The organism is Janthinobacterium sp. BJB304, from assembly GCF_002735765.1.
GTDB lineage: Bacteria > Pseudomonadota > Gammaproteobacteria > Burkholderiales > Burkholderiaceae_D > Janthinobacterium.
Genome location: NZ_PDZN01000032.1, coordinates 34165 through 50355 on the forward strand (window position 1 = coordinate 34165; position 16191 = coordinate 50355).

Genomic DNA, 16191 nt, shown 5'->3' on the forward strand with positions numbered 1-16191 from the left:
CTCCTTTCTGCAAAGAGCGGGCACAGCACCCGCTCCATTCAGTATAGGCCGCAAAGCAGCCTGGACTAGGCCGCGCGGCTCTCGCCGGTCGGCGCGTCGTCAAGACGGCGCACGCCGCCGCTGTGAGCCTGATGCGCCGCATCGGGCGCAAAATCGTCGACCTGGATCAAGCCGTCGACCAGGCGCGCATATTCCAGCAAGGAATTGTGTTCCTGGCAGCTGATGGTGCCTGCCGCCTTGGCTGCAGCCAGCCACGGCTGCATGGCGGACAGGCTTTGCGGCAGGTGCCGCAGGGCCGCGCCTTCGGGCGTGTCCTTCAGGCGTTTTTCGATGTGCAAAACCTCGGGCAGCAAGGCCAGCGCCCGCTCGGCGCAGGCGACGGGATCGTTGCCCTCGCTGGCGACATGGCCGTCGGCCAGCAGGCGTTCGCGGTCCGCGCCCGGCGTTTGCAGGGCCAGCGCCACTTCGCTGCCCAGCTCGTCGGACGGTGGGCGGTGGGGCAGGCCGAACGGGAACAGCAAGGTGCGCAGCAGCACGGCCAGCACGCGCGCGGGGAAATTGTCGAGCACGCCCGTCAAGCCCTGCTGCGCCTTCACCAGCGCATCCTGCAGCGACCAGTGTACGTACGGCAGGTCGGCCTCGGGCCGGCCATCGTCCTCGTAGCGCTTCAGCACTGACGAAGCCAGGTACAGCTGCGCCAGCACGTCGCCCAATCTGGCGGACAGCCGCTCGCGGCGCTTGAGTTCGCCACCAAGCACGAACATCGACATATCCGTCATGACGGCAAACGCCGTCGACAGCCGCGTCAGGGCGCGGTAGTAGGGCGCCAGCGCGGGCGCGCTGGCATCGGGCACGGCCGCCAGGCGGGCGCCGCCCAGTCCGTACCACAACCCCCTGACCAGGTTGCCCAGCACAAAGCCCACGTGGCCGAAGAAGGCCGCATCGAAATCGCGCAGTGCCTTGCGGCCGTCGCTTTCGTTGACGGCGGCCATTTCCCTGAGTACATATGGATGCGCGCGGATGGCGCCCTGGCCGAAGATGATCAGGCTGCGCGTGAGGATGTTGGCGCCTTCGACCGTGATCGCGATGGGGATTTGCTGGTAGGCGCTGGCGAGGAAATTGTTCGGACCCACGCAGATGCCCTTGCCGCCAAGAATGTCCATGCCGTCGTTGACGAGCGCGCGTCCGCGTTCCGTGACGTGGTATTTGACGATGGCGGAAATGACGGCCGGCTTTTCGCCCAGGTCGACGGCGTGCGCGGCCAGGGTGCGGGCCGCGTCCATCAGGTACAGGTTGGCGCCCATGCGGGCCAGCGCTTCCTGCACCCCTTCGAACTTGCCGATCGGCATGTTGAACTGGCGCCGCACGGCCGCATACGCGCCGGTGCCGCGCACGGCCATCTTGCCCATGCCCACGCTGGACGAGGGCAGCGAGATGGCGCGTCCCGCCGCCAGGCATTCCATCAGCATGCGCCATCCTTTCCCCACTTGCGCCTGGCCGCCGATGACCCACTCGATGGGAATGAAGACATCGTTGCCGGAGGTGGGGCCGTTCTGGAAGGCGGCATTGAGCGGATGGTGGCGGCGGCCGATCACCACGCCGTCGTGGCTGGCGGGGATCAGGGCGCAGGTGATGCCGGGCGTATCGTTGTCGGAGAGCAAGTGGTCGGGATCGCTGGTCTGGAATGCCAGCCCCAGCAAGGTCGCCACGGGCGCCAGGGTGATGTAGCGCTTGTTCCACGTGAGGCGGAAACCCAGGGTGGGGCGACCTTCATGCATGCCCATGCACACGACGCCCAGGTCGGGGATGGCGGCCGCGTCGGAGCCCGCATACGGGCTGGTCAGCGCGAAACACGGGATCTCGGTGCCGGCGGCCAGGCGCGGCAGGTAGTAATCTTTCTGTTCTTCGGTGCCGTAGTGCAACAACAACTCGGCCGGTCCCAGCGAATTGGGCACCATTACGGTCACGGCCAGCGCCGAGCAGCGGCTCGACAGTTTCATCACCACTTGCGAATGCATGTAGGCGGAGAACTGCTTGCCGCCGTATTGCTTGGGAATGATCATGCCGAGGAAACCCTGGCTTTTCATGTAGGCCCAGGCTTGCGGTGGCAAGTCCTGCGCCTGCTGCGTTTCCCAGTCGTCGACCAGTTCGCACAAGCGTTCGACGTCGTGGTCAAGGAAATGGCGCTCTTCGGCGCTGAGCGAAGCGCGTCCATATGCCAGCAATTTTGTCCAGTCGGGTCGGCCGGAAAACAGCTCGGCATCCCACCAGGTGGTGCCCGCCTCGAGCGCGTCGCGTTCCGTGTCGGACATCGTCGGCAGGATGCGCTTGAACAGGGTCAGCAGGTGCGGGGAAATCAGGGCGCGGCGCACGGGGCCGGGCGCGAACAGTACAACCAGGCCCAGCAGGGCCACTATCAATATGAGCGTCAGCATGCGATATCTCCCTGTGTCATGACGACAGGGTAGGCCGATGCGGCCGAAGTTACTGTGCGGTACAGCGCATACGCAGCAACGCCAACCGCAGGGGTTGGCGTTGTGGTGTCTGGCGTGAGGCGTATTAGCGTTGCGGAACGACAATCACCGTATCGCCCGTTTTGCCCTTGGCACCATCGTCGCCCTTGGCGCCATCGTTGCCTTGTGCACCGGTAGCGCCCTTGGCGCCATCGTATCCGGCGGCACCGCTGTCGCCGGTCTGGCCCGTGGCGCCGGTGGCACCGGTCGCGCCGGCAGGCGCTTCAGCACCCGTGGCACCCGTGGCGCCTGCAGGACCAGGCGCGCCGGCAGGGCCGGGAACGACTTGGACCACGGTCGGCGCAGGTGGCGCTTCGCGCTGGCAAGCGGTCAGGGCGAGGGTAGAGGCGAGCGCGAGCAATATCAGGGTAGGTTTCATGATGCATCCTTTGGCAGTGAGCCGTAATGTACGGAACGGCTCGACGGCGTCGGGCGCGAGTTTCGCATGGCGGTGTGGCGGGAGAGCTGACCAGCCGACCCATCAGCCGTGTCGCGCAGGGCGCTGGCGGCGGGAGGGAAAGTGATGGTCTGCCTGCAGCATGGGCTCTTGGGCGGCTGCAGTCCGTTCGTTTGCGTACATAGCTGGCGATGGATGGCATGGTGTTGTTTGCTAGCGAAAACAAAAAAGCCAGCCAGAAGGATGGCTTTTTGATATTTTTTGCCGAATTCCTGGCGGCCCGGGCCGGAATCGAAGCTCCGGCACAAGGCTTTCCAACAAGCGCCTCGCGTCCGGCAATCGCCAGGCTATGCCGTGAATCAGCACCGCGGTGCTTGCATGGTCAGGCGCGTGGCCTGCTGCGCCGCTTGGCCGTATATGGCAGCGCGAACAGGTACAGGCCGGAAACTAACATGAGAAAGAGCGGGGGCAGCGGCGAGTACGTTATCCACGGCGACGGCTCGGCCCGATCCATGGCCCTTGCCGCAAAGTTGGCAATCACCGTCAAGGTGAAAACGATGGACAGCCAGCGGTGGCCTTGCCGAATCGAATGGCCCCAGTTCATGACGGTTGCCGCGAATGTAACTTGGTTGCGGCCCCGATCATTTTCCAGCCATTGCCTGATGGGTCGCGAAAGCCGGCATCCACCTGTCCGTAGCGGTCCACGGGCTCCTGCGTGAACTCAACGCCGCACTTGCTCAGGCGTTCGTATTCGGCACGGCAGTCGTCGACCAGGAGTACCAGTGGCGGCATGGCTCCCTTCGCTACGATCTCATGCAGGGCCTGCGCGGTTGCCACGTCATGTATCGGTGGTCCGGGAGTGAACAAGCCGAGCTGGAACGTTGGCTGCTCCGCATGCTGCACCGTCAGCCAGCGATAGTCGCCGTTTCGAACGTCGGTGTGGACGCGGAATCCCAACTTGTCGACGTAGAACGCAAGCGCTTCGTCCTGATCGCGCACATACAGACCGACGACATTGACACTGTGAGTCATATAAGCTCCTTGGATTGAAGCTATAGTTTGCCAGTTGCTTTCCTGCGCCGCTTCTCCAAAACTGCGGTATTCAGGTTTGGCCGTCGGGCATCGCGCATGACGCATTCGGGGATATGTTCCCCCAAGTGCGGAACTGACCGCTCGCGCGTTCGAAGCTCGCCCGGGCTTGCGCCGGTGATGTCACGGAAGATGCGCCCAAAGGTGCCAAGACTGGCCCATCCTGTTTGAAGCGCGATCTCCGTAATGGGCAGGTCGGTATCGCGCAGCAGCGCCGTGGCCCGTTCGATACGACGGGTAAGCAAGTAGCGATGGGGCGGTACGCCGAAGGCTTTTTTGAATTCGCGCGCGAAGTAGGCCACCGAGACGGCGCTCACTTGCGCAAGGCGGTGGACGGGCCAATCCTCGTGGGGCGCGCCGTCCATCTTGTCTTTCGCACGCAACAATCGCCGCAATAGCAGGGGACTCTGACCCATTCTATCCTCGCGCCAAACATGGACCGCCAACAGGAGCGCAATGAGACCGATGCATCGATCTCTCGGCCACAAACGAAAACGCCAACCGGCGAGGGTTGGCGTTCTGTCACAACTAATTCTTGGTGGCCCGGGGCGGAATCGAACCACCGACACAAGGATTTTCAATCCTCTGCTCTACCGACTGAGCTACCAGGCCAAGGCGGCGAATTATAGCAGAAAGACTTTCCACCTGACCAGGGCTAGCTGTGTTCAAATGCAACAGATGGCCAAAACATGGTGTTTTGGCATCCTTGTATGAGCTGAAGGGATGTGGCGATGCAGCGACGTATTGGAGTGCAGGGCCTGGCTGCTGCGGGCTTGTTCAGTTTGTTTTGCGGTACGGCGCGGGCCGACGGGCTGGCCGATCTGAATGCGGCGCTGGCGCGCTTGCAGGGCCAGCTGCCCATCAAGGCGCAGGTGGAATCGAAAACCTGGCGCCGCGAGGGCGAGGGCAAGGCGGCGGAAGAGGATAGCGGCCAGGCCACGGTGGCTGTCGAGGGCGGACCGGCGGGCTTGCAAGTGCTCTACGGCAAGGATTTGCTGGCGAAAGTGGAGGCCGAGCAGCGCGCCAGGGTGAAGGACCCGAAGGTCAAGACGCCGATCGGCTTTGCACTAGGGGAGATGAAGGCGGCGGAGTTGCGTTCCATGGTGTCGGCGGCCGATTCCCTGTCGCGCGAGATCGAGGAAGCCGTGTTCAGCGGCGAGAAGGTGGATAGCTACAAGGGCAAGCCGGCGCGCCTGCTCAGCTTTACCTTGTCGCTCGACAAGGTGCCTGAGAAAGACCGCAAGTATGTGAAGAAGTTCGAAGGCGGCATCGAGATATGGATCGCCGCCGACGGCACGCCGCTGGCCAGCCATTTCCACTTTGACGTGAGCGGGCGCGCCTTTGTCGTCGTCAGCTTTACGCAAAAGACGGACGAGACGCGCCAGTATGGCGTCAGCGGCGACCATTTATTGTTGCTGCGCAAGGAAAGCAAGAATGCCACCTCAGGCGCGGGCGAGAAGGTGGAAAGCAAGATCGTCAAGACCTTGCAGCTGCAGTCCTGACGTGTTGCCGCATCACGCAAGCCGCTGATCCAGCGGCTTTTTTACATCGCCGAGCTGCCGCCCATGGCGCTTTTTTGCAGCACGCAGCGTCCCGCTTCGCAGGTGGCGCCCGGGTCCGTGACGATGGAGCAGGTCGACATCATGCCGTCCGCCTGCTGCTGCTTGCGGCTGGCCTCGGCTTGCGCCTGGGCCAATGCCTTGAGTTTTTTGCCGTCATAGTCCTTGCTGGACCAGGCCAGATAGCGCTCGGGGCCGCCGCAGGCTTTGGCACCGATGGCGATGGTTTGGCATTGCTGGGTGGAATCGCAGGCGGCGGCGCCCACTTCCGCCTGAATTTGCGCCAGCAAGCCGGCATTGCCGGGTGCGGGTGGCGCATCTTGTGCGGGGGCGCTGCCGCAGGCACTGGTGGCCAGCAGCAGGATGGCGGCGCACGCGGTGCGCAGGGCGGAGTAGGTAGAAGTATGCATGCCTTCATCATGTGCCACGCTTGCCCAAATGGCAAGCGCGATTCGCGCGCTGGACGATCCTTGACGCCGGTCATTTTCATTATCAAGCCGTCAAAGTTAATATAAATCAACATCCAATCAGCGATGGTCGGGTGGCGACCGGGCCGCCGCGCTGCATTCCCGCGCCGGCGTGCACCGCCGATTCGGGAATGCTTCCAGGAGTTAGACTATGCGCCGTATCCTCTCCCCCTTTGTCTTCATCGCCAGCTTCGCTTTCAGCGGCACGCTGCACGCCGCCAGCAAGGAGCCGATCCAGCCCATCACGGCCGCCAAGGTGGCCAATCCGGCCATGGTCGAACTGGGCAAGAAACTGTTTTTCGATCCGCGGCTGTCGCGTTCCGGATTTATTTCCTGTAATAGCTGCCATAACCTGAGCATGGGCGGCACGGATAACATCAAGACGTCGATCGGCCACAACTGGCAGCGCGGACCCATCAACTCACCAACGGTGCTCAATTCCAGCATGAACGTGGCGCAATTCTGGGATGGCCGCGCCAAGGATTTGCAGGAGCAGGCGGGCGGCCCCATCGCCAATCCGGGCGAGATGGCTTTTACGCACGAGCTGGCCATCGACGTGCTGGCCTCGATTCCCGCCTACCGCGCGGAATTCCGGCAAGTATTTGGCCAGGATAAATTGACCATCAAGCAAGTCACGCGCGCCATCGCCGCCTTCGAGGAAGTGCTGGTGACGCCCGGTTCGCGCTTCGACCAATGGCTGATGGGCAAGAAAAGCGCGCTGACGAAAGACGAGCTGGCCGGCTACCAGCTGTTCAAATCCAGCGGCTGCATCGCCTGCCATAACGGCCCCGCCGTCGGCGGCAATACTTTCCAGAAGATGGGGGTGGTGGAACCGTACAAGACGGCGATGACGGCGCAAGGGCGCTCGGCCGTGACGGGCAAGGATGCCGACCGCTTCAACTTCAAGGTGCCGACCCTGCGCAACGTGGAGCTGACGTATCCCTACTTCCACGATGGCGAAGCGGCCACCCTGACGCAGGCCGTCGATGTGATGGGCCGTTTGCAGCTGGGCCGCACGTTTGCGCCCGATGAAAACGCGCAACTCGTCGCGTTCCTGAAAACCCTCACGGGCAAGCAGCCGCACCTCGTGCTGCCGATCCTGCCGCCATCGAGCGATACGACGCCGCGGCCGGTGCCGTTTGACTGAGCGATGGGAGCGTGGGGGTGTCGGATTACGCCCATGCGGGCTAATCCGACCTACCGCTCCTTGTACACCTTGCCCTTGATAAGGTGGCTTCATGCTGCCCCGTGCCGGGCGTTATCATGGGGAAGCCGGCGCAGGTCGGATTAGCGAGGCCTCCCCTCGCGTAATTCGACAGGTGTTGCCGAGTGGGGTGTCGGATTACGCCCATGCGGGCTAATCCGACCTACCGCTCCTCTTACACCTTTCCCTTGATAAGGTGGCTTCATGCTGCCCCGTGCCGGGCGTCATCATGGGGACGCTGGCGCAGGTCGGATTAGCGAGGCCTTGCCTCGCGTAATCCGACAGGTTGTGCCGAGCGATCCGGGCAAGGACGATTACTTCAAGGTTCTTTGGAACAACTGATAGATACGGCGGTACTCGTCATACCACGCTTCCGGCTGCACGAAGCCGTGGCGCTCCATCGGGTAGCTGGCCATTTCCCAGTTGTCCTTTTTGAGCTCGATCAAGCGCTGCGACAGGCGCACGGAATCCTGGTAGAACACGTTGTCGTCGATCATGCCGTGGGCGATCAGGAGGTTACCCGTCAGTTTGTCGGCGTATTCGATGGGCGACGAGATTTTATACGCCTGCGGGTCGACGTCCGGCGTGTTCAGGATGTTGGCCGTGTACTCGTGGTTGTAGGTGGTCCAGTCCGTCACGGGACGCAGGGCGGCGCCCGACTTGAAGATTTCCGGGGCGCGCATCAGGGCCATCAGGCTCATGAAGCCGCCATAGCTGCCGCCATAGATGCCCACATTCTTGATGTCTCCCTGGTGCCGGGCTGCCAGCCAGTTGGCGCCATCGATGAAATCTTCCAGTTCCGGGTGGCCCATCTGGCGGTAGATGGCCGTGCGCCACGCGCTGCCGTAGCCGAGCGAGGCGCGGTAGTCGACGTCGAGCACGATGTAACCCTGCTCCACCAGCAGGTTGTGGAACATCTGTTCGCGGAAGTACACGGGGTAGCGCTGCGTCACGTTTTGCAGGTAGCCGGCACCGTGCGCGAACATGACGATCGGGTAGCGCTTGCCCGCTTCCAGCTGCGCGGGGCGATACAGCTTGGCCCAGATGGGCGCCGCGCCATGCGTGGACGGCACTTGCACCAGTTCCGGCATGACCCAGTTGCGCGCCTTGAAGGCGTCGCTGCGCGTATCGGTCAGGATAGTCGCCTTGCCGCCAGAGACAGAAACCGTGGCCAGCTGGGCCGGCATATAGCTGGTCGAATAGCGAAGCAGCAGCTTGCCGCCATCGGGCGACAGGCCGAAGTTTTCCACGCCTTTCAAACTGGTGACTTCGCGCGCGCCGCCATCCTTGGCCGTGCTGGCACACACTTCATACGTGCCTGGCGCTTGCGGGTTGCACATAAAATAGGCGGTCTTGCCGTCGCGGCTCCATTCGACGGCGCTCACTTCCCATTGCCCGCTGGTCAAGGCGCGCGCGGGTGCGGCGCCCGTTTTCGTGTACAGGTGGGCGTAGCCGCTTTCCTCGGACAGATACCACAGGGTGGCGTTGTCGGGCAGCCAGCCGAATTCCTCGGCGCGGCGGTTGACCCAGGCTGTGTCGCTGATGCGGTGCGCGGGCACGAGGGCGCCGTTGGCCAGGTCGACGGTGACGAGCCAGCCGTCCTTGTTGTCGATGGCGCGCACGCGCACGGCCGCTTTGGAACCGTCATCGGTCCAGGCGATGCCGTCGCGCTGGGCGTCGATGCGCACGGGGCGGTTGCCTTTCAGCGGCGGCAGCTTCTGTTCGGCGCGCAGGCTGGCCAGCGGGTCGGTGGCGATGCCGGGCAGGCTGTCGAAAGCGATCTCGCGTACCTGGCCCGTGCGCAGGTCCGCCAGTTTCAGGCTTTGCGCGATCGGCATGTTGCGGCCCACGCGCGTGCGCTCGTCGTCCGCTTCCGGATAGCCCGTTTCCGTGACGTAGCGTGCCAGTTTGCCCAGCTTGCCCTTTTCGGCGGCCTTGTCTTGCGTGACGAACAGCAGCCAGCGGCCGTCCGGCGACAGGGCGCTGCCGGAAATGGTCACTTTGTCGCCCAGGTAGATCGGTTCCGGCGCACGCGTGGCGTCCAGGCGGCGCTCTTCGTGACGGCGCTCGCGGCTCGCGTCGCGGTCGTCCTTCTGGCGCGCCAGGTTGACGATCAGGCGCAGCTGCAGCTCGCGCAGGGCGTCCGCTTCCGGCTTGGCGTCCGGGTCCTTGGCCGCGCGCAGCAGGGCGACGGGGGCGCTCAGGCGGTCGGCACGGCTCCAGCTGAACCAGTCGGTGCCGCTGCGGTACTGCACGGCGCCGCCGTCGGCGGAATACTGCGGGTCGCTGATGGCGGAGACGCCCCGCGTGATCTGGATCAAGGCGCCGTTTTTCAGGTCGCGCTCGAACAAGTCGCCGTTGCGCAGCAGGATGGCGCGCGTGCCGGCCCGGTTGACGATCATCTGCTGCCCATCGAGGTTCGCCAGCTGCGCATCGTCGACCCTCTTGCCGCTATTGAGTTTCGCATGCGCGCCCGATAAGTGAAACGTGTCGCGCAGGGGCGAGCCGAGGCGTTTTTGTTTGTAGTAAAGCTGGCCATTCCAGCCCCACCATGCCGCTTCGACGGGTGTGCCGATCCAGTCGGGATCGGCCATGGCCTGGTCCAGCGTGATCGGCGTGGGCGCGGCGGGGGAGGGGGCCGCATGGGCGGCGGGCAGCAGAGATAGCAGCAGGAGCGGCAGCAGGGGAAGAACCAGACGCATCGGAGATCGCTTTAATCAAGGGGGATGGTGAAGGTACAGGCTATGAGGCCGGTATTCTAGCGGAGGAGTTTCGTGCAGGAAATGTCGGAAAGCTAAGCTTGATGCCGGGCCAGCCAGCCGGGAAAGTCGTCAAGCGGCATCGGCCGCGCATACAGGAAGCCTTGCAAGCCGTCGCAATCGTGGGCGACGAGGAAGTCGGCCTGCTCCCGCGTTTCCACGCCTTCGGCCACGACGCGCAAGCCCAGGTGGCGCGCCATGGCCAGGATCGCCTGCACGATGGCCGTGTCGCGCGCATCGCGCGGCGTGTCGTCGATGAAGCGCTTGTCGATTTTCAGTTCGTACAGCGGCATCGAGGTCAGGTAGGAAAGGCTGGAATAGCCGGTGCCGAAATCGTCGATGGAAAAGCGGATGCCCAGGTCCGCCAGTTCGCGCATGCGCGCCAGCGAGGCGTCGCGCTGGTCGATCAGCAAGCCTTCCGTCAATTCCAGGATCAGGGCGCCGGCCAGCGTGCCGTGTTCGGCCAGCGCCGCCTGCACGCGGGCGGCGAAATCGGGCTGGCGAAACTGCGCCGGACTGACGTTGACGGACAGGGGGATGGGCTGACCAGCTTGCGCCAGCACCCTGGCGGCGCGGCACGCTTCGCGCAGGGCCCAGTGCCCGAGCTTGACGATCAGCCCAGATTCCTCGGCAATCGGAATGAAGATATCCGGCGCGATATGGCTGCCGTCCGCCTGCGGCCAGCGCATCAGCAATTCGGCGCCCGTCACCCGGCCGTGGCGGTCGACCTGCGGCTGCACGTGCATGCACAATTGCCCCAGGTCGAGGGCGCGCGCCAGCGCCCGTTCCAGGGTCAGGCGGCGCTCCACGCCCGCCTGCATGGCCGCTTCAAAGAAGGCGATGCCGTTGCGTCCTTCCGCCTTGGCGCGGTACATGGCGATGTCCGCTTCGCGCAGCAGGTCGTGCGCCTGCTGGCCCGCTTTCGGCAGCAGGGTCACGCCGATGCTGGCGCTGCAATGATAGGACTGCGCGCCGATCTCGAAGTCGCGCGCGATGGCGGCGCGGATTTTCTCGGCCACCTGTGCCGCCGCGCGGGCGGCGCTGTCCAGGTCATCGGCCAGGTGCGCCAGCAGCACGACGAATTCGTCGCCGCCGATGCGCGCCACCGTGTCGGCCTTGCGCATCAGCTGCGCCAGCCGTTCGCCCGCCAGGCGCAGCAGCGCGTCGCCTGTGGCGTGGCCGCGCGCGTCGTTGATGTGCTTGAAGTGGTCGAGGTCGATGAACATCAGTGCGCTGATGGTCTGGTTGCGCGGCGCGGCGGCCAGCAGGTGGCCGATGCGGTCCATCAGCAGGCGCCGGTTGGGCAAGCCCGTCAGCACGTCGTAGAAGGCCAGGCGGTGGATGTCCGCTTCCGATTTCTTGCGCTCGTCGATTTCCCGCTCGACGGCCACCCAGTGCGTCTGCCTGCCTTCCGCATCCGTGAAGGGCACCAGTTCCGCTTCGACCCAGTACGCCTTGCCCGCCTTGTTGTAGTTCAGCAATTCCGCCCTGGCCGGCTGGGCACGGGCCATGGCGGCGGCGATGCGCGCCAGTTCGTCCGCATCGGTGGCGGGGCCTTGCTGGAACAGCAGGCTGCGGCCCAGCACCTCGGCGCGCGCATAGCCGCTGCTGCGTTCGAAGGCGTCATTGACGAAGATGATGCGCGTGGCCGATACCGTCCCGGCGCCGGGCTCGGGCGGGCCGTCCAGCACTTCGGCGATCATCACCATGTCGTTCAGACGGGCCAGCGCCGTGGCCGTCAGGCGCAGCTCGGCGTTCAGCTGCGACAAGGCCTGGCTGCTGTCTTCCAGGTGGCGCAGCAGAAAGGCGCAGGACAGGGTCAGCACGGCGGCGATAAACAGGAAGTTCAGGGCCACGATCAGCGCGCGCAGCACGGGAGAGTCGGGCGTGCCCGGCAGGCGCAGGGCGACGTCGGGATGCAGGCCGAGGAAAAAGATGGTCAGCGTGGTCAGGACCAGGGTCGACAAGGCTGGCCGCATGCCCAGCAGCAGTGCCGCCAGCACGGGCATGAGCATCATGTAAATCTGGCTGACGGGACCGATTTTCAGCAGCAGGCCTACGCCCACCAGATAGGCGACGATGAGGAATTGCCACACGCGCCAGCGGTAGGGCATGGCGCGCAGGTGCCAGATGAGACCGATCCAGCCGATGGCCAGCAAGTCGAGGACGACGATGGACCAGATCGCCTCGCTCGCGGCCAGCAGCGCGCTGGGAATGGCCGTGACGATGCCAAGCAGCAGCACCACCTGCAACAGGCGGGTAAAGACCAGGCCGCGCCAGTGCGCGAGATCGCTCGATATCGCCACGCTGCCATCCTTCCCCTGGGGTAAGCTGCCGCCGCGCCGTGCATTACTGCTGAGTAAATATTACGCGCTATCAATCCTCTTGTCATCTTGATCATTGGTCATGATTGCCGGCGTTCAGCGTTGCCGCCTCATTCATTGCTCCATTGGTAGGGCATGATCACCTTGCTGGCGACGGGCTTTCCGTCCAGCGTTTCGGGCTGGAAGACGCACTTGGCCAGCGCATCGCGGGCCGCCTCGTCGAGGGCGGGATAGCCACTGGAGCGGATGACTGCCGCTTCGCTGACCTTGCCGTCTGCCTGCACCGTGAAGTGCAAGGTCACCCGGCCCTGGGCACCGCGCCGTTTCTCGCCCGCGGGCCAGGCTGGCGGCGCGCAGCCGGCCGGCATGCTGGCCGGCACGCGCACGGCCGGTGCCGAAATGGGAGCCGACGTGACCGTGTGACAGCCGACCAGGAGGGTGGCGAGGCAGGCGGAGGCCAGCAGGCTGCTGGCAGAGAAAGGGGACAGGCGATAGGGCAAGGGGGAACTCCAAATGGTGGGAGCAAAAAAAAGCCAGCCTGTCGGCTGGCGCTGTGGGGTGAAGCGCACACGGGCGCTTCGAAGCGGCGCCTATTTCTTCGGTGCGCTCAGACATTCTTTCATGAAAGCCTTGCGCGCGTCGCCCTTCATGTCCTTGGCGTCGACATTGCACGCCTTCATCTTGTTTTGCTGCGTCATGGCCGGCGCCGGCTTGGCGCTCAGGCATTCCTTCATGAAGGTTTTGCGCTCATCGCCTTTCTTGCCGGCGGCATCCGCATTGCAGGTGGTCATTTTCGACTGTTGCGCCGTCTTGGCGACGGGTGCCGCTTCCGGTGCGGCGGCAAAGGCGGTGCTGGCAAACGCGGCAGCGATGCAGAGGGCGATTAATTGTTTCATGGCAAATCCTTTAGACGCAAACGATGGAAGGGGGCATGCAACCGGCTGGAAACTGCCGATATGCAGAACGTAACTAACTATATGACATTTATCAACAAAATTTCCACTCGAGTGTGTCTTTTTGTTACTGCCCGGCGCTACGCCCCCGCCGGCTGGCCCGGGCAGCCATGTTGCGGCGGCAGCGGCCCCGTTTTTTGCTATGCTAGCGTCTTTCCACCGGCCGATGCCGCTGCCTTGGCCGGCGCACCCTCAATACGGAGTAGTTATGGTCTCGTTGCAAGAGCAGTTTTTAAAGGCCGGCCTGGTCGACAAGAAGAAGGTCAAATTGGCCAACCAGGACAAGAGCAAGCAGAAAAAGGACGAGCGCAAGAGCGGCACGCAAAGCGTCGACGAGGTGCGCCTGGCCGCGCTTGAGACCCAGCGCAAGAACGCGGAACGCGCGCGCGAACTGAACGCCCAGCGCGATGCGGCCGCCAACCAGAAAGCCATCGTGGCGCAGATCGCGCAAATGGTGCAAAAGAACCGCCAGAGCAAGGGTAACAACGGCGACGTGCCGTATAACTTCACGTTCAACAACAAGATCGAGCGCATCTACGTGACGGCCGCCGTGCAAGCCCACCTGGTGGCGGGCCGTTTGGTGATCGTCTGCCTGGGCGGCGCCGTGGAGCTGGTGCCGCGCATCATCGCCGACAAGATCGCCGAACGCGACCCCGCCATCGTCGTGCGCGTGAAGCAGGCCAGCACGCAAGTGGACGAGGATGATCCGTACGCGGCGTTCCAGATTCCCGATGATTTGATGTGGTAAGAGGGTGATTGCCCGGTGCCGACGGTGCCGGACTGGCGTAACTGCGGGCCGGAAACGGCCCATTTTTATGTGGACTACAAACAAAAACGCCACCCGAAGGTGGCGTTTTTGAACGTGAAACGAATTCTTGGTGGCCCGGGGCGGAATCGAACCACCGACACAAGGATTTTCAATCCTCTGCTCTACCGACTGAGCTACCAGGCCAAGGTGGCGAATTATAGCAGACCAAAACGGGAATGCAAGAGCCAGCTGCGACTTTTCCTGCATTTCCAGGATTTACACTCCGTTACTTGCGTAGGGGGCAAATATGATTTGATATAAACGGTATTTTTCTCAACAAAGGATGGGCGCATAGTGTGGCCATCGTTACTGACTTGAGAGGATTACCGCATGCACGCCACTACCCAACACACCGCCATCCCTGAAATCGGTCTGGGCACCTTCCGCCTGCAGGGGCAGGTCGTCATCGATTCCGTCACCACGGGCCTCGACGTCGGCTACCGCCATATCGACACGGCGCAAATCTACGGCAATGAAGCCGACGTGGGTCAGGCGATCGCGGCCAGCGCCGTCCCGCGCGACGAGTTGTTCGTCACCACCAAGATCTGGATCGACAATCTGCAGCGCGACAAGCTGATTCCCAGTTTAAAAGACAGCCTGCACAAGCTGCAGCTGGAGCAGCTGGATTTGACGCTGATCCACTGGCCGTCGCCGCAAGACGCGATTCCCGTGGCCGAGTACATGGCGGCGCTGGCGCAGGCCAAGGCGCAAGGGCTGACCAAGGCCATCGGCGTATCGAATTTCACGAATGCGCAGCTGCGGCAAGCCATCGATACGGTGGGCGCGGCGGAAATCGCCACGCAGCAGGTCGAGATCCACCCCTTCCTGCAAAACCGCAAGGTCATCGAGTTCGCTCGCAGCCAGGGCATCCACATCACGGCCTACATGCCGCTCGCGTACGGTAAGGTGGTCGTCGATCCGGTCATCATGGCGATTGCAGCCAGACACGGCGTGACGCCGGCGCAAGTAGCCTTGAGCTGGTCGCTGCAGCAGGGCTTTGCCGTGATTCCGTCGTCGACGAAGCGCGCCAACTTGGAAGCGAACCTGCATTTCCGGCGCATCACCCTGTCGCCGGACGAGATGGCGCAGATGGCCGCCCTGGAACGGGGCGAGCGCCTGGCCAACCCGGACGGCCTGGCGCCGCAGTGGGATTGAGATGGGCGCCATGACGAAGCTGGGGCAGGGCGGTTTCAGTATCGGCCTGGAACTGCCGCTCGACAATGACTGGTCGTCCATGGGGCGCCAGGCGCATGCGGCGTCGCGCCGCGTGCCGGGCGAACCCGACATGAAACGGCACGCAGAATTGGCGCAGCTGGCCGACCGCCTGGGGTTCAGGGCCCTGTGGCTGCGCGACGTGCCCCTGTACGATCCGTCGTTCGGCGACGCGGCCCAGGTCTTCGAGGTGTTTACCTATCTGGGCTACCTGGCCGGCATCACCGAGAACATCTTGCTGGGCACGGCCGCCGTGGTGCTGCCGCTGCGCGAACCGGTGCTGACTTTAAAAGCGGCGGCCAGCGTCGACCAGTTGAGCGGCGGGCGTTTGCTGCTGGGCGTGGCCAGCGGCGACCGGCCCGTCGAGTATCCCGTCTTCGGCCGCGATTTCGATCAGCGCGGCGCCGCCTTCCGCGAGCAGGTGGCCATGCTGCGCGACTGGGGAGATATACGCCTGCCGCCCGGCATCCGCCTGCTGCCCAAGCCGGCAGCACCGTTGCCGCTGCTGGTGGCCGGGCTGGCGCAGCAATCACCCGCGTGGATCGGCGCGCAGATGGACGGCTGGCTCGCATATCCGGGCACGCCGGAAGACCATGCGCGGCGTGCGGCGCAATGGCGGGCCGTGGCCGGCGGTGACAAGCCGTATGTCAGCTTCATCCACCTGGACCTGGATGACGATCCGACCTTGCCGCTGCAGCGCTTCCGCTTCGGCGGGCGCGCGGGGCGCGATGGACTGATCGCCGAGCTGCACGCCATGCGCGCGGCCGGCGTGCGGCATATCGGCCTGCAGCTGCGGCATAACCGCCGCCCGCTTGCCGAGACGATGCAGGAGATCGGCGAATACGTGCTGCCCGTGTTTCATGGCACCGCTTGACCTGGGGCATGCGTTCTGTACTTCCGGACTAG

General features: G+C 64.1%; 15 protein-coding genes and 2 tRNA genes. 5 read left to right on the forward strand and 12 right to left on the reverse strand.

Annotated elements, in window-relative coordinates:
• Positions 1–65: 65 nt before the first annotated feature.
• From CSQ95_RS26985 to CSQ95_RS27010, 6 genes are all read right to left on the reverse strand, one after another.
• Entirely contained in the window at positions 66–2435 is a 2370-nt protein-coding gene (locus CSQ95_RS26985) for an acyl-CoA dehydrogenase (RefSeq protein ID WP_099411716.1), read from the reverse strand.
• 124 nt (positions 2436–2559) lie between these two features.
• Positions 2560–2892, reverse strand: coding sequence for a hypothetical protein (locus CSQ95_RS30330; RefSeq protein ID WP_099411717.1), 333 nt, complete (start codon positions 2890–2892; stop codon positions 2560–2562).
• A gap of 400 nt (positions 2893–3292) precedes the next feature.
• The gene (locus CSQ95_RS26995) at positions 3293–3514 is read right to left on the reverse strand and encodes a hypothetical protein (RefSeq protein WP_099411718.1); all 222 of its coding nucleotides are present in this window, start codon (positions 3512–3514) and stop codon (positions 3293–3295) included.
• On the reverse strand, positions 3511–3942 hold the full coding sequence (locus CSQ95_RS27000; protein WP_099411719.1) for a VOC family protein: 432 nt from the start codon (positions 3940–3942) through the stop codon (positions 3511–3513). Before CSQ95_RS27000 ends, CSQ95_RS26995 begins: the two co-directional genes overlap by 4 nt.
• 20 nt (positions 3943–3962) lie before the next feature.
• On the reverse strand, positions 3963–4415 hold the full coding sequence (locus tag CSQ95_RS27005; protein WP_099411745.1) for a helix-turn-helix transcriptional regulator: 453 nt from the start codon (positions 4413–4415) through the stop codon (positions 3963–3965).
• A gap of 120 nt (positions 4416–4535) precedes the next feature.
• Positions 4536–4611 (reverse strand) — tRNA-Phe (locus CSQ95_RS27010).
• Positions 4612–4730: 119 nt separating this feature from the next.
• Between CSQ95_RS27010 and CSQ95_RS27015 the strand changes: the two genes are divergently transcribed.
• Entirely contained in the window at positions 4731–5501 is a 771-nt protein-coding gene (locus tag CSQ95_RS27015; RefSeq protein ID WP_257218240.1) for a hypothetical protein, read from the forward strand.
• Between the two features lie 41 nt (positions 5502–5542).
• Here CSQ95_RS27015 and CSQ95_RS27020 read toward each other — a convergent pair whose 3' ends face one another.
• Complete coding sequence (locus CSQ95_RS27020; protein ID WP_099411721.1) at positions 5543–5968, reverse strand: hypothetical protein; 426 nt, start codon at positions 5966–5968, stop codon at positions 5543–5545.
• A 208-nt stretch (positions 5969–6176) separates the two neighbouring features.
• On the opposite strand from CSQ95_RS27020, the gene CSQ95_RS27025 reads away from it, so the two are divergent.
• Complete coding sequence (locus CSQ95_RS27025) at positions 6177–7172, forward strand: cytochrome-c peroxidase (RefSeq protein WP_099411722.1); 996 nt, start codon at positions 6177–6179, stop codon at positions 7170–7172.
• A 371-nt stretch (positions 7173–7543) separates the two neighbouring features.
• Here CSQ95_RS27025 and CSQ95_RS27030 read toward each other — a convergent pair whose 3' ends face one another.
• The 4 genes from CSQ95_RS27030 to CSQ95_RS27045 form a co-directional block, all read right to left on the reverse strand.
• Positions 7544–9931, reverse strand: a complete 2388-nt coding sequence (locus CSQ95_RS27030) for a S9 family peptidase (RefSeq protein ID WP_099411723.1) — start codon at positions 9929–9931, stop codon at positions 7544–7546.
• Between the two features lie 92 nt (positions 9932–10023).
• Positions 10024–12294 (reverse strand): bifunctional diguanylate cyclase/phosphodiesterase, encoded by a 2271-nt coding sequence (locus CSQ95_RS27035; protein WP_099411724.1) that lies wholly within the window; start codon positions 12292–12294, stop codon positions 10024–10026.
• Positions 12295–12422: 128 nt separating this feature from the next.
• A complete protein-coding gene (locus tag CSQ95_RS27040) occupies positions 12423–12812 on the reverse strand; it encodes an energy transducer TonB (RefSeq protein WP_083287464.1) in 390 nt (129 codons plus the stop codon).
• 90 nt (positions 12813–12902) lie between these two features.
• On the reverse strand, positions 12903–13208 hold the full coding sequence (locus tag CSQ95_RS27045) for a PsiF family protein (RefSeq protein ID WP_046682222.1): 306 nt from the start codon (positions 13206–13208) through the stop codon (positions 12903–12905).
• Positions 13209–13473: 265 nt separating this feature from the next.
• Here CSQ95_RS27045 and CSQ95_RS27050 point away from each other — a divergent pair, with 265 nt between their 5' ends.
• Positions 13474–14013, forward strand: a complete 540-nt coding sequence (locus CSQ95_RS27050) for a DUF2058 domain-containing protein (protein WP_070223805.1) — start codon at positions 13474–13476, stop codon at positions 14011–14013.
• A gap of 128 nt (positions 14014–14141) precedes the next feature.
• On the opposite strand, the gene CSQ95_RS27055 is transcribed toward CSQ95_RS27050, so the two are convergent.
• Positions 14142–14217: transfer RNA gene (locus tag CSQ95_RS27055), tRNA-Phe, on the reverse strand.
• Positions 14218–14403: 186 nt separating this feature from the next.
• Between CSQ95_RS27055 and dkgB the strand changes: the two genes are divergently transcribed.
• On the forward strand, positions 14404–15228 hold the full coding sequence (gene dkgB / locus CSQ95_RS27060; protein ID WP_099411725.1) for a 2,5-didehydrogluconate reductase DkgB: 825 nt from the start codon (positions 14404–14406) through the stop codon (positions 15226–15228).
• A 1-nt stretch (position 15229) separates the two neighbouring features.
• On the forward strand, positions 15230–16159 hold the full coding sequence (locus tag CSQ95_RS27065; protein WP_099411726.1) for an LLM class oxidoreductase: 930 nt from the start codon (positions 15230–15232) through the stop codon (positions 16157–16159).
• The last annotated feature ends 32 nt before the right edge of the window (positions 16160–16191 follow it).

Excerpts from the sequence above, each read along its gene's own strand:
- CSQ95_RS26985 (WP_099411716.1), bottom strand. The coding sequence starts at position 2,435 with ATGCTGACGCTCATATTGATAGTGGCCCTGCTGGGCCTGGTTGTACTG.
- CSQ95_RS30330 (WP_099411717.1), bottom strand. The coding sequence starts at position 2,892 with ATGAAACCTACCCTGATATTGCTCGCGCTCGCCTCTACCCTCGCCCTG.
- CSQ95_RS26995 (WP_099411718.1), bottom strand. The coding sequence starts at position 3,514 with ATGAACTGGGGCCATTCGATTCGGCAAGGCCACCGCTGGCTGTCCATC.
- CSQ95_RS27000 (WP_099411719.1), bottom strand. The coding sequence starts at position 3,942 with ATGACTCACAGTGTCAATGTCGTCGGTCTGTATGTGCGCGATCAGGAC.
- CSQ95_RS27005 (WP_099411745.1), bottom strand. The coding sequence starts at position 4,415 with ATGGGTCAGAGTCCCCTGCTATTGCGGCGATTGTTGCGTGCGAAAGAC.
- CSQ95_RS27015 (WP_257218240.1), top strand. The coding sequence starts at position 4,731 with ATGCAGCGACGTATTGGAGTGCAGGGCCTGGCTGCTGCGGGCTTGTTC.
- CSQ95_RS27020 (WP_099411721.1), bottom strand. The coding sequence starts at position 5,968 with ATGCATACTTCTACCTACTCCGCCCTGCGCACCGCGTGCGCCGCCATC.
- CSQ95_RS27025 (WP_099411722.1), top strand. The coding sequence starts at position 6,177 with ATGCGCCGTATCCTCTCCCCCTTTGTCTTCATCGCCAGCTTCGCTTTC.
- CSQ95_RS27030 (WP_099411723.1), bottom strand. The coding sequence starts at position 9,931 with ATGCGTCTGGTTCTTCCCCTGCTGCCGCTCCTGCTGCTATCTCTGCTG.
- CSQ95_RS27045 (WP_046682222.1), bottom strand. The coding sequence starts at position 13,208 with ATGAAACAATTAATCGCCCTCTGCATCGCTGCCGCGTTTGCCAGCACC.
- CSQ95_RS27050 (WP_070223805.1), top strand. The coding sequence starts at position 13,474 with ATGGTCTCGTTGCAAGAGCAGTTTTTAAAGGCCGGCCTGGTCGACAAG.
- dkgB (WP_099411725.1), top strand. The coding sequence starts at position 14,404 with ATGCACGCCACTACCCAACACACCGCCATCCCTGAAATCGGTCTGGGC.
- CSQ95_RS27065 (WP_099411726.1), top strand. The coding sequence starts at position 15,230 with ATGGGCGCCATGACGAAGCTGGGGCAGGGCGGTTTCAGTATCGGCCTG.